Raw genomic sequence first — 23346 nt, forward strand, 5'->3', positions numbered from 1 at the left:
GTTTCTGCACCCATCGCCGACCGGGTGCGCACCTTCTTCCCCCTGGGCACGCGCGCGCGTGCCCACGACTCTGCCGCTGCCGTACCCCCGCCCACGCGCGTGCCCACGACTCTGCCGCCGCAGCGTCCCTCAGGCGTGCGGCCCCATGCCTCCGCCGTCGAACCTCTTGTGCGCACCTAGCCCGTCATGCGCATCGCCCCAGGACGATGCAGCCGCGTCGTTATGCGCATGGCACCCGGGACGATGCAGCCGAGCCCGTCATGCGCGGCCGGCCGCCCGGGCCAGTTGTTCCAGCGTCGCCGCCACGGCCGGCACCTGCGCCAGGTCGGGCAGGGTGAGGGCGACGATCTCGCGCCGTACCGTCGGCTCCAGCCGCACCGTACGCGCACCCCTCGGCCGTACCGACTCCACCGCCAGCTGGGGCAGGACGGCGACGCCCAGGCCCGCGCCGACCAGGCCGACCACCGCCGGGTAGTCGTCCGTGGCGAAGTCGATCCGCGGGGTGAAGCCGGCCCCCTCGCAGACCTCGACCAGCTGGCCGCGGCAGCGGGGGCAGCCGGCGATCCACGGCTCCTGGGCCAGTTCGCCGATGGCGACGGTGTCCGCGCGCGCGAGCCGGTGCCGTTCGGGTACCAGGGCGACCAGACGGTCCGTCAGCAGCGGGCGCACCACGAGATCGTCCCAGTCCTCGGCGACCGCCGCCCCCTCGTAGCGGAAGGCGAGGGCCAGATCGCAGTCGCCCTCGCGCAACAGTTCGACGGACCTCGGGGGCTCGGCCTCCACCAGGGAGACCCGGGTGCCGGGGTGGGCGGCGCGCAGGGCGGCCAGGGCGGTGGGGACCAGGGTGGAGCTGCCGCTGGGGAAGGAGACCAGCCGGACGCGGCCCGCGCGCAGTCCGGCGATGGCTGCGACCTCCTCCTCGGCCGCGGTCAGCCCGGCGAGGATGCCGGAGGCGTGCCGGACGAGGGCCTCGCCGGCCTGGGTGAGGCGCATCTCGCGCCCGGTGCGGACCAGCAGCGGGGTGCCGACCGAGGCTTCCAGGGCCTTCATCTGCTGGCTGACGGCGGGCTGGGTGCAGCCGAGCTGGCGGCCCGCCGCCGAGAAGGAACCGGTGGCGGCGACGGCGCGCAGGACGCGGAGATGACGGGCCTCGATCACTCTCCGAGCATAAGGGCAGCTTGGGTGTGCTGCAGAATTCTCACTCGACGCTTTGAGGGCGCTCCCGTACCGTGCCGGCATGAAGCTTCTCTCGGTGAATCTGGGCCGCCCGCAGCCGGTGCCGTACACGGACCAGCCACAGGGCGTGACGGGTATCGACAAGCGCCCCGCCGATGGGCCGGTGCGCGTGGCGGCCCCCGGCCCGGCGGGCACCGGCGGCAGCGGGCTGACCGGTGACACGGTGTGCGACCTGCGTCATCACGGCGGTGACGACCAGGCGGTGTACGCCTACGCGCGCGAGGACCTCGACCTCTGGGAGGGCGAGCTGGGCCGAACGTTGGCCAACGGTTGCTTCGGGGAGAACCTCACGACGAACGGGCTGGACGTGTCGGGCGCCCTGATCGGCGAGCGCTGGCGGATCGGGTCCGGGGTGGTCCTGGAGGTGACCTCGGGGCGCATTCCGTGCCGTACGTTCCAGGGCCATCTGGGCGAGCGCGGCTGGGTCAAGAGGTTCACGCGGAAGGGCGCAACGGGTGCCTACCTCCGGGTGATCGAACCGGGCGAGATACGGGCGGGCGACCCGGTCGAGATCGTGCACCGGCCCGACCACGGGGTGACGGCGGCCTTGGAGTTCCGCGCGACCACCACCGAGCGGGAACTGCTGCCCCGGCTGCTCGCGGCGAGCGACGCGCTGCATGCGCGGACGCTGGCGGCGGCACGCAAGTACGCGGCCGAGCACGGCGCCTGAACGGCCGTCAGCATGACGTGGGATCAGGTTGCCGTGGCCAGCGGAGCCTGTCGGTCCGGGTCACTACCCTTGGGCCATGACAACGGCTCTGATTACGGGATCGACCGCGGGAATCGGTGCCGCGTTCGCGCGGCGGCTGGCGGCTGACGGGCACGACCTCGTCCTGGTGGCCCGGGACACCAAGAGGCTGCGCGAGCAGGCGACGGAACTCCACGACCGGCACGGCATCGAGGTGGAGGTGCTCACCGCCGACCTGTCCGAGGACAAGGGCATCGAGGCGGTGGCCGACCGGCTCGGCGACCGCAAGAACCCGGTCGACCTGCTGATCAACAACGCCGGCTTCGGCAACAAGGGCCGCTATCTGGACGTGGCGATGGCGGACGAGCTGAAGATGCTCAAGGTGCACTGCGAGGCGGTGCTCCGGCTGACGTCGGCGGCGGCCGAGGCGATGCGTGAGCGCGGCCGGGGCGGCGTGGTGAACGTCGCCTCGGTGGCCGCCTTCGTGCCGCGCGGCACGTACGGCGCGTCCAAGGCGTGGGTCGTGCAGTTCACCCAGGGCGCGGCGAAGGACCTCGCGGGCAGCGGGGTCCGGCTGATGGCGCTGTGCCCGGGCTTCGTGCGCACCGAGTTCCACCAGCGGGCCGGTATGGGCACGGACAACATCCCCGGCTGGATGTGGCTCGACGCCGACAAGCTGGTCGCCGCGGCCCTGTCCGACCTCGCACGCGGCAAGTCGCTGTCCATCCCGGACCCCCGCTACAAGGCGCTGATGGGCCTGGTGAAGGTGACACCGCGCGGACTGCTGGGCGGCATCAGCACCCGGACGGGGCGCAAGTACGGGCCGCAGTAGGCGTCACCGGTGCATCGCGGCAGGCGGTCTTCAGCGCGCGCGCCTCGTCGGCCAGGAGCGGCACCGCTTCCGGCAGGCACGCGAGGAGGGCGGGCAGCGCTGAAGCCCATCCGCCGTGCTGCAGGCAGAGAGCCGTCAGTCGCCGGGCGCGGCCGAGTTCCGGCTCGGCGACGGCGATGAGCGCGTAGGCCCGGGCTGCCGTTTCCCGGTCGGTGACCGATGCGGCCAGCTCCTCGGCCCGGTCTGTCTCCCCCCTCTCCACGAGGGTCTCCACCACCGCGAGCTGACACTGTGTGAGGTCGCGGGTGTCCGACGCCCGCACACTGTCCATGGCCTCGTCGAAACGCCCGAGCGCGGCCTGGATCCGGGCCCGTTCTACGGATCTGGACGGCGACATGAGGGAGATCAGCGTCGGGAACGGTGCCGCATCGACCAGGCGCGCTGCCTCGTCGGTGTCTCCCAGCGCCAGACGTGCCTTGACCAGGGCCAGTGTTCCCACGACCTGGTACTCGCCGGCGCCCTGCAGCCGGGAGTGCATCTCGTCGGCCAGCACACGGGCGCGCGGGTGTCCGGCCCCGGCCATCGTCTCGGCCAGCTCCCCGAGGAAGTGCAACTGCAGGCCCTGGTCCAGCGGAGCGGTGCCGGAGCGGATCACCGCCTCCGCCCGGTCGAAGGCGCCTGCGGCGGCCATACCCCGGGCCAGACTGGTCTTCAGACGGGTGAGGAAGATGTCGAGCAGGGTGTCGCGACGTCCCTCTCCAGGGGCCGGGTCCTCCGCAACCGCCGGGTCCTCCCCAGCCGCCGGATCCTCCCCTGCTACCGGATCCTCCCCTGCTACCGGGTCCTCCCCAGCCGGCGGGTCTTCCGCGGCTGCCGGGTCCTCCGCGGCGACCAGGCCCTCCGCCAGTTCGTACTCACCCGCCGCGGCCCAGCCGCGGACGACCGTCTCCAGCATGTGCTCCCGCCGGAGGTCGTCACGGACCGCCCGCGCCAGACGCTCGGCACGGCTCAGCTCCCCCGTGGCCACCAGGGCGTCGACGACCGACTCGAGCGTGCCGTACCCGCGGAGGAAGCCGAGGCCGTCCCTGCTGTACAAGTCCGCCGGTATCAGTTCCTCGACGCCGTCGAGCAGCTCAGCCGCCAGCGCCCGGCGCCCGCCGTCGGCGAAGGCCAAGGCGGCACGTCCCAGCGTCCGTACCGTCTCGGGCACATCCACGACACGTACCTGCGCCTCGACGTCCGTGAGGAGCCCTGTGGCTTCTTCCGGACGCCCGGCGCGGGCGAGGGCGGCGGCGACCTGCGCCAGACTCTCGGCACGGTGGTGCGGGGCGGTGAACCGGGCGCACAGTCGGCGGGCCCGGTCGAACTCGCCGGCGTCGGCCAGCGCACGGACGACGGCTGTCAGGGCCGCCGAACGTTCCGCCTGGCCGTCGATGCGGTAGGCCGTCGACACCGCCCGGTCGTGCGCACCGTCCGCCGCCGACGACTCGGCGACAGCCCGCCGCACGCGGTCGGCCTGGTCCGGGGAGAGGATCCGGCGTGCCACCGTCTCCGCGTCCTCGTGGCGTCCCGCCCGCGCCCAGGCCTCGGCCACCTGCCGGAAGGTCTCGGTGTCCCGGACCTGGTCGATCTCCCCGAGCAGGGACTCCACCCGGTCCAGTTCTCCGGCCCCGGCGAGCAGCCTCACGAGGCCGGCGGCACCGCCGTTGTGCCAGTACTCGTCCCCTCTGGCCCGTGCCAGCGCGGTGGCGCGTTCGGCCTGCCCGGCGGCCACCAGAGTCTCCAGCGCGTCGCTCGTGCGGCGGTCGCTGAGGGCATACGTCTGGGCCTCTGTGTACAAGTCCTCCGCCCGCCGGAGGTCGCCGCTCTCGTGCACGGCGGCGGCGAGGCCCAGCAGGGCGCAGGCCCGGAACTCCGGTGCGACCGCCCGTGCCATGGCCTCGGCGTCGCCGCTTCGCCCGGCCCGCACCAGGGCTCCCACCAGCGTGACCCTCATTCGCTCCCGGCAGTCCTGGTCCGTCTCGTCCCGGATCGCCGTCTCGGCCAGGTCCCGGCGGCCGGCCGACACCCAGACGTCGATCAGACCGATGCAGGGCCACGCCCCCAGGGCCTCCCGGTCGAGCTCCCGCACGACATCGAGGGCCTGCTCGTGCCGCCCCGCCTCGGCCAGCGTCCGCGCGGCCCGCAGGCGGACCAGGTCACCCTGCAGCGGGGGACAGCGGCGAGCCAGCTCCACGGCCTCACCGATCACCTCCACCACAGGCCCCTGCGGGTCGCGTGTGCGCAGCAGTTCGACCGCGACCGCACAGAGGGCGTCGGCCCTGCGGAAGTCGTCCGGCAGGCTGCGTGCCAGGACCAGGGCCCGTTCCGGCTGCCCCGCGACGGCCCAGGCCCAGGGCAGCACGGACGGGGTGCAGGCCCCCCGGCTCCGCAGCCGGTCCGCGTGGATGGCCAGCCGTAAGGAGTCCCAGGGCAGCCGTGTGCCGTGCGCAACGACCAGGCGTTCCGCCGTCCGCACCTCGTTCAGGGCCGCCGCGTCGCCCCCCGTCCGGAGCCGCATCCGGTCGTGACGGCTGCCGTCCGTGGCCAAGGCCACCAGCCGTTCCGCGTCCCCGCTCGCGTGGACCATCCGGAAGTATCCGGCCAGCAGATAGCCGGGGGTGTCGCCGGGCCAGCCCCGTTCCCGCCACCGGCCGGCCCAGGTGTGCAGGCTGCTCCGGCAGCGGGCGAGTTCGTCGGGTCCGAGCATCTCCCGCGCCTGCACGTGCAGTTCCTCGTGGCCCAGCAGCCACGCGCCGGTCCGTTCCTCGAAGGACCGCCCGTCGCGGGTGCGGAGGATGTCCCGCACCCGGTAGGGCACCGCTCCCGTCAGCGCGGCCAGGTCCTCGGCGGTCAGGCCGCCGCCCGCCGCCGTCACCAGGGCGAGCAACTCGCGTTCCAGGCCGCCGGTGTGAAGGAGCCGCTTCAGTTCGCGTTCCGCCTCGGCCCGGACGTCCTGGGCGTACGGGGACGGCGCGAGGGCGCGCACGATCGCGGGGTCACGCAGCGGATGGTTCCGCGGCACGTCGCTCGGCAGCGGCGGGTTGAGCCGGCCCGAGACCACGACCCGCATTCCTCCCTCCGGTCGCGCGGGAAGCAGGCTGGCGATGCTGTGGGCGTCCGGTCCTGTGGTGACGCCACGGTCCTCGTCCAGGCCGTCGACCAGCAGGACGAGGCGTTCGCCGCGCTCGGCGCACGCGTGGGCGGCGGTGTCGTACAGCTGGAGGAGGTGAGCGACGCGCGTCGCCCCGGTGAGGTGGACCGGGAGGGGCTCACCGGCCAGTTCGGCCAGTTGCTCCAGGACGACGTCGGCATACGCCGTCACGTCGTTCTGGGCTCCGTGCCGGGCGGTGACGAAGAACGGAACGATCCTCGTCCCCGGCGGAGGATGCAGTGCGAACCAGGTCAGCAGGGCCGTCTTGCCCGCCCAGGCCTCCGCTCGCCACCAGGTGTACACCGGACCGTGCGTGGCGGTGCAGAACGCGGCCAGTTCCGCCAGCTCCGCTTCCCGGCCGGGCAGTTCGGGAAGGGCGCCCGCCCGCACCTGGGCCCAGTAGGCCGAGCGCACGGCCGGAGCGAACTCGAGCCGGTCGATCCGGTTGTGGTCTCCCGTGATGGCCACGCCGATGCCGCCGCCCGCGGCCACCGACCCCTCGCCCGACGAGCTGACGGCCGTCCCGCCCGGGGCCTGGGCTGCCGGCGCCGCTGCCGTCGGCGCCCTGTCCTCGGCCGACCGCCTCCCCCACCAGCGCATGGCGTCATGATGCCAAAAGAGGAGAATGAAGGTGTTGTACCGGACTCAGGGGGCCGGAAGGCGGTGTCATGACCTTCGTACAGCTCATCGAGTGCAGGACCAGCCGGCTGGACGAGATGAACCGGCTCATCGACGACTGGGTGCGGCAGACCAAGGGGAAGCGGACGGCGACGCACGCGGTGGTCGGCAGGGACCGCTCGGACGCGTCGCACGTCGTCGAGGTGGTGGAGTTCCCGTCGTACGAGGAGGCGGTGCGCAACTCGAACCTCCCGGAGACCGACCGGATCTTCCGGGACATGGTCGCGCTGTGCGACGAGGTGCCGACGTTCACCGATCTGGACGTCGTACGGGACGAGCGGCTGGCCGAGGAGACCGTGCGCAGGTTCTTCGCCGCGCTCGCGACCCCGGGCGAGCTGCCGCCGCTGAACGATCTGCTCGACGAGGACATCCACAGCCGTGATCCGGTGAACCCGCAGGACACCATCGGGCTGGACAGCGTGCGTGCCGAGTTCCGGATGTGGCGCCGTGCCTTCGACTTCGCGTTCTCGGTCGAGGACGTGCTCTGCCAGGACGAGCGGGCCTGCGCGCGGTGGACGTGGAACGCCACGCACCGGGGCGACTTCCTCGGGATCGGGTCCACGGGCAGGCGGGTCACGATGACCGGGATGACACTGTTCCGGTTCGCGGACAACGGCAAGATCGCCGAGCTGTGGTGGCAGCACGACCAGCTGGGACTGATGCAGCAGCTGGGCGCCCTCGACGAGTTGGAGCAGTAGACGGGGCGAAGGCCCGGCCCCCGAAGGGTGCCGGGCCTTCACTCGAAGACGGTCGCCTCAGTGGGCGTGGCCGTGGCTGTGGCCGTGGCCCGCGGCCTCCGGCTCCTCTTCCTTCTTCTCGACGACCAGGGTCTCGGTCGTGAGCAGCAGGGAGGCGATGGAGGCGGCGTTCTCCAGGGCGGAGCGGGTGACCTTGACCGGGTCGATGACGCCGGCCTTGATCAGGTCGCCGTACTCGCCGGTGGCGGCGTTGTAGCCCTGTCCCTTGTCCAGGTCCTTGACCTTGGACACGATGACGTAGCCCTCCTGGCCGGCGTTCTCGCCGATCCAGCGCAGCGGCTCGACCGCGGCGTTGCGGACCACGGAGACACCGGTGGCCTCGTCGCCGGTCTTGTCGAGGTTGCCCTCGAGGATCTTGGAGGCGTGGACCAGGGCGGAGCCACCACCGGAGACGATGCCCTCCTCGACCGCGGCGCGGGTCGCGGAGATGGCGTCCTCCAGACGGTGCTTCTTCTCCTTCAGCTCCACCTCGGTGGCGGCGCCGACCTTGATCACGCACACGCCGCCGGCCAGCTTCGCGAGGCGCTCCTGGAGCTTCTCGCGGTCCCAGTCGGAGTCCGTGTTCTCGATCTCGGCCTTGATCTGCGCGACGCGGCCGTGGACGTCCTCGGACTTGCCGCCGCCGTCGACGATCGTGGTGTCGTCCTTGGTGACGGTGATGCGGCGGGCGGAGCCCAGCACGTCGACGCCGACCTGGTCGAGCTTGAGGCCGACCTCCTCGGAGATGACGGTGGCACCGGTGAGGACGGCCATGTCCTGCAGCATCGCCTTGCGGCGGTCGCCGAAGCCGGGGGCCTTCACCGCGACGGCGTTGAAGGTGCCGCGGATCTTGTTGACGACCAGGGTCGACAGGGCCTCACCGTCGACGTCCTCGGCGATGATCAGCAGCGGCTTGGAGGAGCCGGCCTGGATGACCTTCTCCAGCAGCGGCAGCAGGTCCGCGATGGCGGAGATCTTGCCCTGGTTGATGAGGATGTACGGGTCCTCGAGGACGGCCTCCATGCGCTCCTGGTCCGTCACGAAGTACGGCGACAGGTAGCCCTTGTCGAAGGCCATGCCCTCGGTGAAGTCCAGCTCAAGACCGAAGGTGTTGGACTCCTCGACGGTGATGACACCGTCCTTGCCGACCTTGTCCATGGCCTCGGCGATCAGCTCGCCGACCTGCTGGTCCTGGGCGGACAGCGCGGCGACGGCGGCGATGTCGGACTTCTCGTCGATCGGGCGGGCCGAGGCCAGCAGCTCGTCGGAGACGGCCTTGACCGCGGCGTCGATGCCCTTCTTCAGGGCGGCCGGGGAGGCGCCGGCGGCGACGTTCTTCAGACCCTCGCGGACGAGCGCCTGGGCCAGGACCGTGGCGGTGGTGGTGCCGTCACCAGCGATGTCGTTGGTCTTGGTGGCCACCTCCTTCACCAGCTGGGCGCCGAGGTTCTCGTACGGGTCCTCGATCTCGACCTCGCGGGCGATCGTGACACCGTCGTTGGTGATGGTCGGGGCGCCGAACTTCTTGTCGATGACGACGTTGCGGCCGCGGGGGCCGATCGTCACCTTCACGGTGTCGGCCAGCTTGTTGACGCCGCGCTCAAGGGCGCGACGGGCGTCCTCGTCGAACTTCAGGATCTTCGCCATGGCAGCGGGAGCCCTCTCGGAAATCTGTGGGTGAAAAACGCCGCGCCCCGGGCGCCCGGCTTCTTATCGATCGCGGGGGGCCAGGGGCGCGGCTTCAAGCAGAGAGTCGCTTGAGGTGACTACTTCTCGATGATCGCGAGGACGTCGCGAGCCGAGAGAACGAGGTACTCGTCGCCGTTGTACTTCACCTCGGTGCCGCCGTACTTGCTGTAGAGAACGACGTCACCGACCTTGACGTCGAGCGGCAGACGCTCGCCGTTCTCGAACCGGCCCGGGCCCACGGCGAGGACGGCGCCCTCCTGGGGCTTCTCCTTCGCGGTGTCCGGGATGACCAGGCCAGAGGCCGTGGTCTGCTCGGCGTCCAGCGGCTGGACCACGATGCGGTCCTCGAGCGGCTTGATGGCAACCTTGGAGCTGGCGGTCGTCACGATCCGACCTCCCCCTTCGGAGATCTCACGGGGTTAACTGTCTGAGGTGGCGACCAGGTCGATCCGTCGTCGCGGGTGCCGGACCTGCCCGTCGCGTTTGTTGGCACTCTCACCTGCGGAGTGCCAGAGCCGAGACTATGACCGGGGTTAGCACTCGGTCAAGCGGAGTGCCAATTGCCGTGCGGCGCGTCGGCCGGAAACGGTGCGCGCGGGTGTCCTGGCGGGCGGTGTCGGTCCGCTGTCCCGGGGGCTGCCGCCCCCGGACCCCGCTGTCGGGCCTGACGGCCCTCGTCCTCAGACGCCGGACGGGCTGGATCTCCGCAAACGCCGGACGGGCTGGATCTCTGCGAACGCCGAACGAGCTGGATCTCTGCGAAGGCCGGGCGGGCCGGCTTTCGGCGGGCGGGCCGGCTTTCGGCGGTCGCGCCGGGTTCTCCACGGCTCTACAGGTAGTCCTCGAGCCGACCCACTGTCAGTCCCTGCTCCTGCGTGCGTCTCAGTACCCGCACCGTCCGCTCCCGCAGCGGCGGCCCGGACGGCTCGCCGGGGGCGACCAGGACGATGTCGCCGGGGCGGAGGTGGTGGGGGCCGTGGAGGTAGGTGAGGCCGGCGGGGGTGAGGGCGGCGCGCCAGAGGACGATCGCCGTGATGCCGCAGTCGGCCGCCGCGCGCAGGGTGGTGGGGTCGTACGAGCTGTGGGGCGGGCGGAGGAGGCGGGGGCGGACGCCGAAGCGGGAGCGGAGGCCGTCCCGCTGACCGCAGATCGCGGCGCGCTGTACGGCGTACGGCAGCCCGGCCGGGGCCCGGTGCCCGGTGATGCGGTTCTGGATGCCGGCGCCGAGGGTGCGCAGGCGGGTGAAGTGGTCGCGGCCGGGGCCGGCGACGCCGGCGGTGAGGAAGAGGGTGACGGGGAGCCGGAGTTCACGGACCATGTCGACGAACCGGGGGTCCCGCTCGGCGCCGTCGTCGTAGGTGAGGAAGACGACCCGGTCGCGGGTGGGGACGCGGTCGACCACCGGGGGCAGACCGTGGGCTCCCCGGTGCGCGGCGAGCGGCCGGGCGGGGTGCAACGGGGAGCGGGCGAGCGGTTCGGCCAGGCCCCAGCGGCGGTAGCCGCGGTCGTGGGCGGGGCGTCGCGGGCGCACCCTCTGGGCGGCCTTCTTGCCGAGGCGTTCGATGGGGTCGACGGACTGGGCGCAGCCCATGAGGAGCAGGGCCGAGGCGAGTACCACGGCCGTGCCCCGCACACGCCTCACAGGTAGTCCTCCAGGCGGGCCACGGCGTAGCCCTCGCGCGTGACCTTGTTCAGGAAGCGCCGCATGTCGTCCACCATCGTGCCGTTCCAGTCGTCCCGGCCGCGGAAGTGGGTGAGGACGATGTCGCCGGGGTGCAGGCTGCGGTCCCAGTCGCGGTACTCCCAGTGGTCGACGAAGACCTCTTCGTCCCAGATCGGCGCGTACTTGATGCCGCAGTCCTTGGCGGCGCGGAGGGTGTCGCCGTTGTAGTTGCCGTACGGCGGCCGGAAGACGGTGGGCGCCTTGCCGAACTGCTCCTTCATGACGGCCTGCATGCCGCAGATCTCGTCCCTCTGCTCCTCATAGGACAGGCCGGGCAGGTAGGGGTGGGTGAGGGTGTGGTTGTTCAGGGTCACACCCTGCGCCTGCATCCTGCGGAAGTAGCCGTAGTCCTCCTTGACCAGGTAGTCGCTGAGGAAGGCCGAGTAGGGGATCTTCAGCTCGCTCATCATGCGCAGGAAGGCCGGATCCTTCTCGGCGCCGTCGTCGATGGTGAGGAAGACGACCTTCTTCCTGGTGGGGACGGTGGTGAAGACCGGCGGGAGACCCTCTTCCTCCTGGCCGTCGACCTCGAAGCCGTCCCGGGGGGCGATCGCCGGCTTCTTCGCGGGCGGGGCCGGGGGTGTGAGCGGGACGTCGTCCAGCCCCCAGCGCCGGGCGGCGGCGGCCAGCCGGGCGTGTTCCGCGGCCTGGCGGGCCCGCGGGTCCAGGGGGCGGGCGGGGCCGCCTTGGCCGTGGGCCGGGGCGGGGTCGCCGGAACAGCCGGTGAGCAGGGTGGAGGCGGCCAGTGCAAGGGCTGCGGAGCCCGCGACCGCCGTCGTGATCCGCGCCCGGCTTTTGTCATTTTGTACTACTGCTCGCATGGTGCCGGATCCTCCCAGGCCCCGGCCCGCAACCCGGCCCGACACCGCCGCCGGAGGCGGACCATCCACCGACTGGCCCACAATGACCCGGTGAACGACCTCGCTCTGCTCCTCACCCCTGAAGGCCGTGCCCTCCTCGACGAGGTGCGCGGCACGGCCCCGGCCGACGAACTCACCGTCGCCACCCGGCTGCGCCGTGACCACCCGGCGGAGCTGGTGTCGGCGGCGCTCGGCCAGGCCCGGCTGCGGCAGCGGGCGGCGGCGAAGTTCGGGGACGAGGACGCCGGGCGGATGTTCTTCACGCCGAACGGGGTCGAGCAGTCCACGCGGGCCGGCGTGGCCGCGTACCGGGCGCAGCGGTTCCGGGAGCTGGGCGTGACCTCCGTCGCCGATCTGTGCTGCGGGATCGGCGGGGACGCGATCGCGTTCGCGCGGGCCGGTATCCGGGTGCTGGCCGTGGACCGGGACCCGCTGACCGCGGCGACGGCGACGGCGAACGCGGAGGCGCTGGGGCTGGCCGGTCTGATCGAGGTGCGGGAGGCGGACGTCACGGAGACCGACGTCACCGGCTACGACGCCGTGTTCGTGGATCCGGCGCGCCGGGGCGGACGGTCAGGAGGACCCGCGCGAAGCGCGTCCGCGAGGGGCGGCGGCCGGGCGACGGGCGGGCGCATCTTCGATCCGGAGGCGTACTCGCCGCCGTTGTCCTGGGCGGTCGCGACCGCTCTCGGGGCACCCCGCGCCGCCCTGAAGATCGCCCCGGGCATCCCGCACGAGACGGTCCCGGCCGAGGCCGAGGCCGAGTGGATCTCCGACGGCGGCGACGTGAAGGAGGCGGTGCTGTGGTTCGGGACCGGGACGGCCGGGGCCGTACGGGCGACGCTGCTGCCCGGCCCGCGCACACTGCACGGCCGGGGGCTGCCCGACCCCGGCGTACGGCCGGTGGGGCGGTACCTGTACGAGCCGGACGGTGCCGTCATCCGCGCGCACCTGGTCGCGGAGGTGGCCGAGGAGGTCGGCGGCGGGCTCCTGGACCCGACGATCGCGTACATCACCGCGGACGAGCTGCGGCCCACGCCCTTCGCCACGGCCTACGAGATCACCGACCGGCTCCCGTTCAACGTCAAGAAGCTGAAGGCCCTGCTGCGGCAGCGCGAGGTCGGCACGCTGACCGTGAAGAAGCGCGGGTCGGCGGTGGAGCCGGAGGAGCTGCGCCGCAAGGTCAAGCCACAGGGCCCGAACGCGGCCACCGTGTTCCTCACCCGGGTGGCCGGGGCACCGACGATGCTGGTCGGCGGCCCGGCCCAGGCCCCGCCCGGGGCGTCCGCGCTCCGCTGAGCGGCGGCTGCCGCTCCTCCCCGCTGCGGCCCGGTCCGGGCGCCCGTACCGGCCTCCCGCAGGGGCCCTCGTCGGCGGCCCGCCGCTACTTCAGTTCCAGGCCGAACGACGCCTTCCTGTACGGCGCCTGTACCGCCTTGCCGCCGAAGGTGAGGGCCGCGTCCGTGGTCAGGCCCGAGGGGCGTCCCCGCAGCACCCACACCGCGCCGTCGTAGCCGTCCTCGCCGGGAGCGGCGGCGGCCAGGTCGGCGTGGCCGTTGCCGTTGACGTCGAGCAGCCGGACGACGTACCCGAAGGAGTCGTACTGCTCGGCGGTGCCGGGAACGCCCCCGGTGTTCTGGCCGAACGCCTGGGCGCCCGCGCCGGTCAGCCCGGAGCGGCTGCCGCGCAGCACGTCGACCACGCCCTCGCCGTTCTCGTCGGGCGCGCCGACCGCCAGGTCGTCGATGCCGTCGCCGGTGATGTCCCCGACCGCGACCGACTGGCCGAACTTGTCGGTTCCCTCCCTGCCGCCGGGCACGCCGGGCGTGTCCTGCGTGAACTCCTTCCAGGTGTCCTGGCCGCCCAGCCCGGCGGCGCCGCCGTACATCACCCAGACCGAGTTGTCGTCCTGGAAGCCGGTGACGAGGTCGTCGTAACCGTCGCCGTTCAGGTCGCCGATCGCCGCCGCGCCGTCGCCGCCCGGGTGGTAATCGGTGACGCGGGACAGGCCGGCGGGGCCGCTCAGGTAGAGGACGCTGCAGTCGTTGCCGTCGCCGCAGTAGCCGGTCAGCACGAGGTCGGCGCGTCCGTCACGGTTGATGTCGCCGGTGTCGCCGTCGCGGATGTCGATGTACTGGAGGTGCTCGGGGTCGAACGGGGTCCGGGCGGCCGGGGTGCCGGTGCGCTTGAGCGGGCCCTTCCAGATCGTGGCGGTGGTGCCGGCCGGGTCGTCGCCCGAGCCGAAGCCGGCGGCGAACAGGGCCAGGTCGAGCCGCCCGTCGCCGTCGAAGTCGGCGGTCTGGGTGTCGGTGGCCGGGACCGGCGTACCGCCGGACAGCCCGCGCGGGCCGCCCCATACGACGACCCCGCCGGCCCGCGGCGACGCGCTGCCGACGACGAGGTCCGCGTAGCCGTCGCCGTCCAGGTCGCCCTTCGAGACCTGCAGCCCGAAGCGCTGGCCCTCGGCTGGGGCGCCGGGGATGCCGGCGGTGGCCCGGCTGACGGTCGTGCGGTGGCTCGTGGACAGGCCGTGCGGGCCGCCGTACATCACGGTGACGTAGCCGGCCCGGGCCTGGCCGCCGACCGTGCCGTTCGGCGCCCCGACGGCCAGGTCGGCGTAGCCGTCGCCGTTGAAGTCGTCACGGACCGGGGCGCTCTTGGGCGGGGTGGCGGACGCGGCCGGGGCGGCGAGGCCGAGGGCGGTCAGGCCCAGGGTGAGCGGCAGTGCCCAACGGGCGTGCGAACGTGCGCGGAACAACGGAAAACCCCCTGGTGTACAACTGATCGGTCACCGCCGGAGACCAACGGGTCCCCGGGAAGGTTGCACGGTCGTCCTTTAGCCTTTCTTCAACGGTTTTCTTTTCGGACATGATTCTCATGTATTGAGGGGATTGGGGCGGGTATGTTCGGCAGGGGTGATCGGGAGAACTATTTCTCCGGATACGGATCGCGCGTCCTCGAAATTCCGAAAGAGCTGCGCGGGCGGGCGGTGATTGTCGAGGCGTGGGGCTGGCTCGGCAGTGGTGGTGGTTTTCAGGTCGTCGGCGTGAACCGGCCGGGCGGGCGCTACACGGAGAAGACCGCCGGCGAGTCCGGGGCCATGCGCGAGAAGGCGCACATTCTTCTGGGGCCCGGAGAATGTGACGAGGTGCGGATCATTCGCGGCTGGAAGATGCAGGGACGGTGGAAGGTCCGGTTCGTGGACGCGATGTCCGTGGGTCCGCTGCCCCCGAAAGCCCAGGGGGGCGCCTCGCGGTTCTTCCGGTGCCCGGCACCGGGGGCGCGGATCTCCGCGGAGTTCGGTGATGCCGGGGGACGACTGGGCATCTACGACGAGCGGGGGCGCTGCATTCGCGTGCTCGCCGGGCGTGGCCACCGTTTCGACGACGTCGTCACCGTCCCCGACGTGCAGGGCGTGCTCGCGGTGGAGGGACCGGAGCTCAAGTGGGGTCCGATGACGGCATGGTCGCTGCGCACCGGCCCCGATCCCGCCACAGACTGAGCAACCTCCCCGCCGCGTCGCGTTGCTCCTCGTGTCGTGTCACGGGCGGAACGTAGGACCGAATGACGAAGGGACCGTCAGCGGAGGCCGTGAGGATCGGCTTCCTTCGGAAGTTCTCATCCGGCGGTCCCGTCCGCCGACGCAGAACACCCCGCCTCCGGAGAACCGGAGACGGGGTGTCGAATGGAGCGCCGGGCAGGCCTTGCACCTGCATTTCCCCGCAGGAAGCGGGGCGTCTTTCCTTGGACCACCAACGCACTGCGTCCGGGCCGGTGTTCCGGCCGTTCGCTGTGTGATGATCATAGCGCAGACAGGGGGCGCCTGCGCAAGCCCGGCCCGCCACCGAGCACGGGGCCGGCCCGCCACGGAGCGCGGGCTCAGTGGTCCGCCACCGCCTCGAACCGCCACCGATGGACGGCCCGCGTCACCAACGCCGCGTCGGGCTCGGGCAGTTCGGGCAGCTCGGCGTCGTACGGCGCGTCCCACCACGTGATGACCAGCACCCGGTCCTGCGGCGCCCGGAAGGTCTCGCGCCGCAGCGGTTCGGCGCCGAGCGGCTGCCGGCGGGCCCAGGCCAGCAGGTCCCCGCCCCGGCCCTCGACCGCCCGGGCCTCCCACATCAGGGCGACGGTCACGAGTACAGGTTCTCCTTGCTCACCTCGTGCACGTGGTCGTGGTCGTGCCCGGGGACGTGAGGATCCGTCACCGGCAGGGAGGAGTCGGCGGACAGGTCCCAGCTGGAGGCGGCCCGGTTACGGGCGACCATCTCGGCGCCGAGGGCCGCGACCATCGCGCCGTTGTCCGTGCACAGCTTGGGGCGCGGCACCCGCAGCCGGATGCCGGCGGCCTCGCAGCGCTCCTGCGCCAGGGCACGCAGCCGGGAGTTGGCCGCGACCCCGCCGCCGATCATCAGGTGGTCGACGCCCTCGTCCTTGCAGGCGCGCACGGCCTTGCGGGTGAGCACGTCCACCACGGCCTCCTGGAAGGAGGCGGCCACGTCCCGGACCGGGACCTCCTCGCCGGCCGCGCGCCTGGCCTCGATCCAGCGGGCCACGGCGGTCTTCAGACCGGAGAAGGAGAAGTCGTACGCCGGGTCGCGCGGGCCGGTCAGGCCGCGCGGGAAGGCGATCGCCTGCGGGTCGCCCTCCTTCGCGTACCGGTCGATGACCGGGCCGCCGGGGAAGCCCAGGTTGAGCACGCGGGCGATCTTGTCGAAGGCCTCGCCGGCCGCGTCGTCGATGGTCGCGCCCATCGGACGGACGTCGGAGGTGATGTCCTCCGACAGCAGCAGGGACGAGTGGCCGCCGGAGACCAGCAGGGCCATCGTCGGCTCGGGCAGCGGGCCGTGCTCCAGCTGGTCGACGCAGATGTGGGAGGCGAGGTGGTTGACGCCGTACAGGGGCTTGCCGAGGGCGTAGGCGTACGCCTTGGCGGCCGAGACGCCGACGAGCAGGGCGCCCGCGAGACCGGGACCGGCGGTGACCGCGATGCCGTCCAGGTCCTTGGCGCTGACCCCCGCCTCCTTCAGCGCACGGTCGATGGTCGGGACCATCGCCTCCAGGTGCGCCCGGGACGCCACCTCCGGCACGACACCGCCGAAGCGGGCGTGCTCGTCGACGCTGGAGGCGACGGCGTCCGCCAGCAGGGTGGTGCCGCGGACGATGCCGACGCCGGTCTCGTCGCAGGAGGTCTCGATGCCGAGTACGAGAGGCTCGTCGCGGGAGTCAGTCATTGATCTCGGTTCCTTGTACTGAAGAGGCGCCCGGGGCGGATCCGCTGTCGGATGCGACGGTCAGGCGCATCACCAGGGCGTCCACGTTGCCCGGCTGGTAGTAACCGCGCCTGAACCCGATGGGGGCGAAGCCGAAGCGCTCGTAGAGCTTCTGGGCGCGGACGTTGTCGACCCGGCACTCGAGCATCACCTCGTGACACTCGAACGCGGTGGCGGCGCGCAGCAACTCGGTCAGCAGGCGGGCGCCGAGGCCGGTGCCCTGGTGGTCGCGGGCGACGGCGATCGTCTGCACGTCGGCCAGCTCACCGGAGGAGGCCAGGCCCGCGTAGCCGACGATCCGGCCGTCGGACTCGGCCACCAGGTAGCGCCGGTTGGCCTCGGGACCCCGGGCGTGGGCCAGCTCGGACCAGAACATGCCCCGGGACCAGGCGTCCTCGGGGAACAGGTCCTTCTCCAGCTCCAGGACCGGGTCGATGTCCCACCAGCGCATCTCACGCATTCGGGGGGTTGCCGGCTGTGTCACTTGGGGGTGACCACCTTGTAGTTCTTGGGGACCTGGGCGTCGGGCCGCCGCAGGTACAGCGGCCGGGGCGCCGGGAGTTCCTCGCCCGCGGCCAGTTTCCCGGCCGCGAGGGAGGCGAGGGCGGCGGCGGACACGTGCTCGGGCTCATGAGCGCTCGGGAACGTGTCGGGGTAGAGCAGCGCGCCCGCGCCGACCGCCGGGAGCCCCGCCACCCGCTCGGCGATGTCGGCGGGGCGGTCGACGGCCGGGTCGGTGAGCCGGGTTCGGGAGTCGGCGTACGTCGCCCAGTAGACCTCCTTGCGCCGGGCGTCGGTCGCCACGACGAAGGGGCCCGTCTCGATGTCGGCGGCGTGGGCCAGGCCGTCCAGCGTGCACACGCCGTACACGGGGACGCCCAGCGCGTGGCCGAAGGTGTCGGCCGTCATCAGGCCGACGCGCAGGCCGGTGTAGGGGCCGGGGCCGGTGCCGACGACGACGCCGGTGACCGCCTCCAGCTTCAGGCCTGCCTCGGCGAGGACCCGGTCGACGGCCGGCAGCAGCAGCTCTCCGTGCCGGCGCGCGTCCACCTGGCTCGACGAGGCGATGACGTCGGTGCCGTCGTGCAGGGCGACGGTGACGGCGGGTGTTGCGGTATCCAGAGCGAGCAAGAGCACGCGAACAGCCTACGGCGCCCGCGGCTCGCGCACGGCCGTCCGGGTCGGACGGTCACCGGCTGCTACGGTCTGTACGAAGTACGACATATCCCTCGAGGCAGAGGTGGGCGCAGGTGGCAGGGACCAGCTCGGGCATCGTGGCCGGCCTCACCGTGGCGGCCCTCGGAGGGGTCGGATTCCTCGCCTACCAGGCACAGGCGACCGTCCCGGCCGGTCCGGGCGGCCGGCCCGGGGCGACCCCCTCCTCCTCGGCGTCCGCGAAGAAGGCGCCCCGGGACCGGCGCAATCCGGCCGCGCTGCCGTCGAATTCCGGTACGGGTGAACGGGTCGTGTACTCGGTGGACGACGACCGGGTGTGGCTGGTCTCCGCGGGGAACCGGGTGCAGCGCACCTTCACCGTGCACCCGGGCAGCGTCGACCCGGCGCTGGGCACGTACTGGGTCACCTCCCGGTCGAACGCGGCCACCGGGACCGACGGCATCCCCGTCGAGCACGTGGTGCGGTTCACCAGCATCGAGGGAGTGACGATCGGGTTCAGCGCGGCGGTGGGCGACAGTGCGGGCATGGCGGCCGACCCGAGCGTGAAGACGGGCGGCATCCGGGAGTCCCGCGCGGACGGGAACGCGACGTGGCGGTTCGCGACGATCGGCGTGCCGGTGGTCGTGATCCGCTGAGCACCCCTCGCGGCCGGACGTCGCTCGTGGCCGGTCCGGCTAGGCGTTCTCCTGCGGCCCTCGCGGGGGCTGCCCGTTCGCGGCCTGCGGGGCTCGCGGGGGCCGGGAGACGGCGTCGGCCGCCACGCACGAGGCCAGCAGATCGCGCACCGACACACCGGCGGGCTGGGCGGGCCGGGGCCGGTCCGCGGGGCGGGCTGCGGTCATGGACGCCTCCTGAGGTGCGGGGGCGGGCGTGGTTAGGCATGCCTAACCACGGGCTGGCTACCATGTCACCACGCCCGGGAGGTCCTGCGCAATATGTTGCCGACGGGATGTCGGAAAGAGCCGGGCCACCCGGCCCGCGGGCCCTCAGCCGGCCAGCGTCTCGAGGTCCGCCTCGGACCAGCGCTCGCCGAGGCCGGTCAGGGTCACGTGCCGCACCTCGTCCGTGGTGTCGCCGACGGCGCGGTGGATGACGACCTGGAGCCGCTCCTCGGTCAGCTCCTCGACCTTGCCCTCGCCCCACTCCACGACGATCACCGAGTCGGGCAGCGAGACGTCGAGGTCCAGGTCCTCCATCTCGTCCAGACCGCCGGCGAGCCGGTAGGCGTCCACGTGGACCAGGGGCGGGCCGTCGCCGAGCGAGGGGTGTACCCGGGCGATCACGAAGGTGGGCGAGGTGACCGCGCCGCGCACGCCCAGGCCCTCGCCGAGCCCGCGGGTCAGCGTGGTCTTGCCCGCGCCGAGTTCCCCGCTGAGCATCACCAGGTCGCCCGCGCGCAGCAGCTCGGCCAGCCGGCGGCCCAGCTCGCGCATCTGCTCGGGCGAGGTGATCGTCAGCCGGATGTCAGCGGGGTGGCGCGCTGCTGCGGGTGCTGCTGGTCGTTCCATAGCCACTTACGGTAGCCCCTGCGGGCACCGCACCCGCGCGGGTGAGCAGGTCGGCGAGGCGGTCGGTGACCACTTCCGGGTGTTCCAGCATCACCAGGTGCCCGGCGTCCGGCACGAGCACCAGTTCGGCGTCGGGCAGCAGGTCGGCGATGGCCTCGCTGTGCTCGCTGGGCGTGACCAGGTCCCGCACACCGGCCAGCACGAGCACGGGCATGTCGCGGAAGCAGGCGAGCGCCTCGGTCTTGTCGTGGTCGGTGAAGGCCGGGTAGAACTCGGCGACCACGTCGATCGGCGTGGACTCGATCATCCGCTCGGCGAACCGCTCGACCGCCGGGTCGACGTCCCGTCCCGCGAACGAGTACCGCTTGATGATCCCGGCGAACAGGTCGGCGGTGGCCCGGCGCCCCTTCTCCACCAGCTCCGCCTGCTGCCCGAGCGCCTTCAGCACTCCGGGGAGGATCCGGCGCACCGCGTTGACGCCGGCCACCGGGAGGCCGAAGTTGACCTCGCCGAGCCGCCCGGACGACGTCCCCACGAAGGCGGTGGCGACGACCCGGTCCCGGATCAGCTCGGGGAACTCGGAGGCGAGCGCCATCATGGTCATCCCGCCCATCGAGTGACCCACCAGCACGATCGGCCCGTCCGGTACGGCGGCGTCGAGCACGGCCTTCAGATCGCGGCCGAGCTGGTCGATGGCGAGGGGCACCCGGTCCCGGGTCTGCGCCACGCCCCGCCCGGACCGGCCGTGGCTGCGCTGGTCCCAGTGCACGGTCCGCACCACCCCGCGCAGGGCCGCCCGCTGGAAGTGCCAGGAGTCCTGGCTGAGGCAGTAGCCGTGGCAGAAGACGACGGTCACCGGGGCGGGCGCCTTGCGGCCGAAGAGCCGCCGCCGGCGCGGCGAGAGGTTCGGCCCGGTATCGGGCTCGGCCTCGTCCACCTCGTAGTACAGCTCGGTGCCGTCGTCGGAGTACGCCTTGCCAGGGGTGCCGCGCAGGGTGCCGTACGGCCCGGCCGAGTCCAGCGCCAGGCGGGCCTTGCGGCGCATCCCCCGCCCGACCGTCATCCGCTCGACGGCGACGCCGGCCGCCGCGCCCGCGGCCAGCACGCCTATCGCGGCGCCGGCGATGCCGGTCGCCCTGCGCCAGCTGCCGGCCGCCCCCGCGGCGGAGGCGGCGGCCGCCGAGGCGACGACGTCCGCCACGGCCTCCGCACTGCTCTCGCTCACGTACCGCTCCTCTTCGCCGTACTGCAGTTCGCCTGGTGGGTGAAACGGATGGTTCCGGATGATGTCGCTGTGCTCTTGCGTGACGGGTGTGACCGGTGATCCGGGTAGCCGTTCTCCAACGGGCTATCCGGGGCTATCCGAGTTCTTCCCCGTTCACATAGACGCGAGGAACGCGCGTTCCGATGCGCGTGACGATTTCGTACGCGATCGTGCCGGAGGCCTGGGCCCAGTCCTCGGCGGTGGGCTCACCCCGGTCGCCGGGCCCGAACAGCACCGCCTCGGTGCCCACCGGGGGCTCGTCGCCGCCCAGGTCCACCACGAACTGGTCCATGGCGACCCGCCCGGCGACCGTCCGCCACTTGCCGTCGACCAGCACCGGGCCGGTACCGGAGGCGTGCCGCGGGATGCCGTCCGCGTAGCCGACGGGGATCAGGCCGAGGGTGGTGTCGCCGGGGGTGACGTAGTGGTGGCCGTAGCTGACGCCGTGCCCGGCCGGGACGTGCTTGACCAGGGCCAGCGAGGCCCTGAGCGTCATCACCGGGCGCAGCCCGAAGTCCGCCGGGGTGCCGATCTCCGGGCTGGGCGAGACGCCGTACACGGCGATGCCCGGGCGGACCAGGTCGAAGTGGGTCTCCGGCAGGGTGAGGGTGGCCGGCGAGTTGGCGATGTGCCGCACCTCGGGCCGGACGCCCTGCTCCTCGGCGTACGCCACCATCTCCCGGAACCGGTCGAGCTGGGCGGTGATGGAGGGGTGGCCCGGCTCGTCGGCGCAGGCGAAGTGCGACCACAGCCCGGTGACCTTCAGCAGTCCCCCGGCCTCGGCGCGCAGGGCCTCGCCCACCAGCTCGGCCCAGTCCGCGCCGGGTTGGCAGCCGTTGCGGCCGAGCCCGGTGTCCGCCTTGAGCTGCACGCGGGCGACCCGGCCGGCCTCGCGGGCGGCCGCGGTGACCTCCCGCAGGGCCCACATCCCGCTCAGCGACACGTCGATGCCGGCCTCGATCGCCTGCCGCCAGGGGCCGCCCGGCACCCAGAGCCAGCACAGCATGGGCCCGGGCAGTCCGGCCGCACGCAGTGCGAGGGCCTCGTCGGGCGTGGCCGTACCGAGCCAGCTCGCGCCGGCCTCGAGGGCCGCGCGGGCACAGGGCACCGCCCCGTGGCCGTACGCGTCGGACTTGACGACGGCCATCACGGCGGCGCCCTTCGCGCGGGCGCGCAGGGTCCGCACATTGGCGCGCAGCGCGCCGAGATCGATCTCGGCGCGGGCGCGCAGGGCGGCGGTCGGCACAGCAGCAGTCTCAGTCATCGCGCCCCCAGTCTCTCAGAGGCCGCCGACAGCCCTCCGGCACCGCCCCCTGCAATATCTCAGGTGCCCGGCCGGCGCCCCCATACGTACACCTTGTCGCCTTTCTTCAGCGTGTTCCACAGTTTGCGTGCGTCGCCGAGCTTCAGGTTGACGCAGCCCATGGAGCCGACGGTGGTGTAGATGCTGCCGTAGACGGCGTGGAAGGCCTGGCCGCCGTCGAAGAACTGGGCGTACGGCATGGGCTGGTTGTACAGCGTCGACCAGTGGTTCTTGTGCCGCCAGTAGACGGTGTGCCAGCCCTTCCGGGTGGCGTACCCATTCCGTCCGCTGCGCATCGGCACGGGTCCGGACACCACCTTGCTCCCCTTCTGCACCCAGGTGAGCTGCCGGCTCAGATCGACGCAGGCGACCCGGTACGACTTGACCGGGCACTTCCTGGCCGCGTTCGGGTTCTTCCCGGCGGACAGCAGCATCATGGTCGACCAGGTGACGGGGCCCGCGAAACCGCCGGCGGGCTTGATCTTGTACTTGACCTGGAACGCCCGGATCGCCTTGCAGTCGGAGGCGGACTGCTTCCCGTCCACCTTCAGCTTCAGCCATCCTTCCACCTGGCGCTGGTAAGGGCCGGTCAGCTTGCTGCACGTCACCTTGGCGACGGCGTCGGCCAACGGCACGTACTCGATGAGGTCGTACGTCCCCGGCGGGGCGTCCCTGGGCTCGACGGCGTCCTCCGCCTTGCCGGGTGTGTACACCTTGGGCGGCAGCGCCTGGTCCGGGGTGTCGATCTGCCAGGGCTGGGCCGGGCCGGGGGGCACCCCGGGGACGAGGTCCTCCAGGGGGACGGGGGATGTCTCGAAGGCGGGGGTGCCGGGAGCCGGGTGGGTGGTGGCGGGCGCGGCGGCTCCGGCGACACCGCCCACCGGGAGGACGGTCGCGGCGGCGAGCACCACCGCGAGGCTCCGGCGGGCAACGAGTCTGCTGATCATGTGGTCAGCCAAACGCGGGGGGTGTGCGGAAACGGGGTGGCGCGCGGGTGGGGTCACCCGGGGGGTGCAGGGGTTGGGGCGCCGTGGAATTCAGGGGCGTGGAATTCAGGGCCGTCGGGGGCAGGCCGTCGGGGGCAGGCCGTCGGGGGCAGGGCCGTTGCCCGGGTGCGGGTCCGCTGTGGCCGGTCGCGCAGTTCCCCGCGCCCCTTGGGGGTGCTTCCGTGCGTCGTGCGGGTGCG

At 72.7% G+C, this 23346-nt stretch carries 23 protein-coding genes; 7 read left to right on the plus strand and 16 right to left on the minus strand.

The window, feature by feature from the left end; all coding sequences use genetic code 11:
- Positions 1-258 precede the first annotated feature (258 nt).
- On the minus strand, positions 259-1158 hold the full coding sequence (locus JK359_RS05570) for a LysR family transcriptional regulator (RefSeq protein WP_201832216.1): 900 nt from the start codon (positions 1156-1158) through the stop codon (positions 259-261).
- A gap of 79 nt (positions 1159-1237) precedes the next feature.
- Here JK359_RS05570 and JK359_RS05575 point away from each other — a divergent pair, with 79 nt between their 5' ends.
- Both JK359_RS05575 and JK359_RS05580 read left to right on the plus strand, forming a co-directional pair.
- Complete coding sequence (locus JK359_RS05575; protein WP_201832218.1) at positions 1238-1906, plus strand: MOSC domain-containing protein; 669 nt, start codon at positions 1238-1240, stop codon at positions 1904-1906.
- 76 nt (positions 1907-1982) lie between these two features.
- Positions 1983-2756, plus strand: a complete 774-nt coding sequence (locus tag JK359_RS05580; protein WP_201832219.1) for an SDR family NAD(P)-dependent oxidoreductase — start codon at positions 1983-1985, stop codon at positions 2754-2756.
- Here the strand turns inward: JK359_RS05580 and JK359_RS05585 are convergent.
- Positions 2719-6417 carry a hypothetical protein gene (locus JK359_RS05585; RefSeq protein WP_201832222.1) on the minus strand — a complete coding sequence of 1233 codons (3699 nt, stop codon included), beginning with the start codon at positions 6415-6417 and terminating at the stop codon, positions 2719-2721. The two genes, JK359_RS05580 and JK359_RS05585, sit on opposite strands and share 38 nt — an antisense overlap.
- Here JK359_RS05585 and JK359_RS05590 point away from each other — a divergent pair.
- The gene (locus JK359_RS05590; RefSeq protein ID WP_201832225.1) at positions 6410-6559 is read left to right on the plus strand and encodes a hypothetical protein; all 150 of its coding nucleotides are present in this window, start codon (positions 6410-6412) and stop codon (positions 6557-6559) included. The genes JK359_RS05585 and JK359_RS05590 overlap by 8 nt on opposite strands.
- Positions 6560-6617: 58 nt before the next feature.
- Positions 6618-7325, plus strand: coding sequence for an ester cyclase (locus JK359_RS05595; protein ID WP_201832227.1), 708 nt, complete (start codon positions 6618-6620; stop codon positions 7323-7325).
- Positions 7326-7382: 57 nt separating this feature from the next.
- Here JK359_RS05595 and groL read toward each other — a convergent pair whose 3' ends face one another.
- The 4 genes from groL to JK359_RS05615 form a co-directional block, all read right to left on the minus strand.
- A complete protein-coding gene (groL, locus tag JK359_RS05600; protein ID WP_201832229.1) occupies positions 7383-9011 on the minus strand; it encodes a chaperonin GroEL in 1629 nt (542 codons plus the stop codon).
- A gap of 119 nt (positions 9012-9130) precedes the next feature.
- A complete protein-coding gene (groES, locus tag JK359_RS05605; protein WP_004955293.1) occupies positions 9131-9439 on the minus strand; it encodes a co-chaperone GroES in 309 nt (102 codons plus the stop codon).
- 443 nt (positions 9440-9882) lie between these two features.
- The gene (locus JK359_RS05610; protein WP_307787978.1) at positions 9883-10695 is read right to left on the minus strand and encodes a polysaccharide deacetylase family protein; all 813 of its coding nucleotides are present in this window, start codon (positions 10693-10695) and stop codon (positions 9883-9885) included.
- Positions 10692-11597, minus strand: coding sequence for a polysaccharide deacetylase family protein (locus JK359_RS05615; RefSeq protein ID WP_201832232.1), 906 nt, complete (start codon positions 11595-11597; stop codon positions 10692-10694). The genes JK359_RS05610 and JK359_RS05615 overlap by 4 nt, the downstream gene beginning before the upstream one ends.
- A 90-nt stretch (positions 11598-11687) precedes the next feature.
- Here JK359_RS05615 and JK359_RS05620 point away from each other — a divergent pair, with 90 nt between their 5' ends.
- A complete protein-coding gene (locus tag JK359_RS05620) occupies positions 11688-12935 on the plus strand; it encodes a THUMP-like domain-containing protein (protein ID WP_201832234.1) in 1248 nt (415 codons plus the stop codon).
- Positions 12936-13020: 85 nt separating this feature from the next.
- On the opposite strand, the gene JK359_RS05625 is transcribed toward JK359_RS05620, so the two are convergent.
- Positions 13021-14394 (minus strand): FG-GAP-like repeat-containing protein, encoded by a 1374-nt coding sequence (locus tag JK359_RS05625; protein WP_201832239.1) that lies wholly within the window; start codon positions 14392-14394, stop codon positions 13021-13023.
- 144 nt (positions 14395-14538) lie between these two features.
- Here JK359_RS05625 and JK359_RS05630 point away from each other — a divergent pair, with 144 nt between their 5' ends.
- A complete protein-coding gene (locus JK359_RS05630; protein WP_201832243.1) occupies positions 14539-15138 on the plus strand; it encodes a hypothetical protein in 600 nt (199 codons plus the stop codon).
- Positions 15139-15515: 377 nt separating this feature from the next.
- On the opposite strand, the gene JK359_RS05635 is transcribed toward JK359_RS05630, so the two are convergent.
- From JK359_RS05635 to tsaB, 4 genes are read right to left on the minus strand one after another with little or no spacing between them, the layout of a single operon-like run.
- Positions 15516-15773: a hypothetical protein gene (locus JK359_RS05635; protein WP_201832245.1), complete on the minus strand. Its 258-nt coding sequence runs from the start codon at positions 15771-15773 to the stop codon at positions 15516-15518.
- The gene (gene tsaD, locus JK359_RS05640; RefSeq protein ID WP_201832249.1) at positions 15770-16870 is read right to left on the minus strand and encodes a tRNA (adenosine(37)-N6)-threonylcarbamoyltransferase complex transferase subunit TsaD; all 1101 of its coding nucleotides are present in this window, start codon (positions 16868-16870) and stop codon (positions 15770-15772) included. The genes JK359_RS05635 and tsaD overlap by 4 nt, the downstream gene beginning before the upstream one ends.
- Entirely contained in the window at positions 16863-17360 is a 498-nt protein-coding gene (rimI, locus tag JK359_RS05645; RefSeq protein WP_201832789.1) for a ribosomal protein S18-alanine N-acetyltransferase, read from the minus strand. Before rimI ends, tsaD begins: the two co-directional genes overlap by 8 nt.
- Before the next feature lie 29 nt (positions 17361-17389).
- Positions 17390-18046 (minus strand): tRNA (adenosine(37)-N6)-threonylcarbamoyltransferase complex dimerization subunit type 1 TsaB, encoded by a 657-nt coding sequence (tsaB, locus tag JK359_RS05650; RefSeq protein ID WP_201832264.1) that lies wholly within the window; start codon positions 18044-18046, stop codon positions 17390-17392.
- Between the two features lie 113 nt (positions 18047-18159).
- On the opposite strand from tsaB, the gene JK359_RS05655 reads away from it, so the two are divergent.
- Entirely contained in the window at positions 18160-18720 is a 561-nt protein-coding gene (locus JK359_RS05655) for a hypothetical protein (protein WP_201832266.1), read from the plus strand.
- 39 nt (positions 18721-18759) lie between these two features.
- Here the strand turns inward: JK359_RS05655 and JK359_RS05660 are convergent, their stop codons facing one another.
- The 5 genes from JK359_RS05660 to JK359_RS05680 all read right to left on the minus strand — a co-directional run bounded on the left by JK359_RS05660 (position 18760) and on the right by JK359_RS05680 (position 23107).
- Positions 18760-18927 (minus strand): hypothetical protein, encoded by a 168-nt coding sequence (locus JK359_RS05660; protein WP_201832269.1) that lies wholly within the window; start codon positions 18925-18927, stop codon positions 18760-18762.
- 144 nt (positions 18928-19071) lie between these two features.
- On the minus strand, positions 19072-19593 hold the full coding sequence (gene tsaE / locus JK359_RS05665) for a tRNA (adenosine(37)-N6)-threonylcarbamoyltransferase complex ATPase subunit type 1 TsaE (protein ID WP_201832270.1): 522 nt from the start codon (positions 19591-19593) through the stop codon (positions 19072-19074).
- Positions 19550-20818 carry an alpha/beta fold hydrolase gene (locus JK359_RS05670; RefSeq protein ID WP_201832272.1) on the minus strand — a complete coding sequence of 423 codons (1269 nt, stop codon included), beginning with the start codon at positions 20816-20818 and terminating at the stop codon, positions 19550-19552. The genes tsaE and JK359_RS05670 overlap by 44 nt, the downstream gene beginning before the upstream one ends.
- 133 nt (positions 20819-20951) lie before the next feature.
- Positions 20952-22121, minus strand: a complete 1170-nt coding sequence (alr, locus tag JK359_RS05675) for an alanine racemase (protein WP_201832274.1) — start codon at positions 22119-22121, stop codon at positions 20952-20954.
- A 59-nt stretch (positions 22122-22180) separates the two neighbouring features.
- On the minus strand, positions 22181-23107 hold the full coding sequence (locus tag JK359_RS05680) for a L,D-transpeptidase (protein ID WP_201832276.1): 927 nt from the start codon (positions 23105-23107) through the stop codon (positions 22181-22183).
- Between the last annotated feature and the right edge of the window lie 239 nt (positions 23108-23346).

Origin of the sequence: Streptomyces actinomycinicus, assembly GCF_016741775.1 — a bacterium.
Lineage (GTDB): Bacteria > Actinomycetota > Actinomycetes > Streptomycetales > Streptomycetaceae > Streptomyces > Streptomyces actinomycinicus.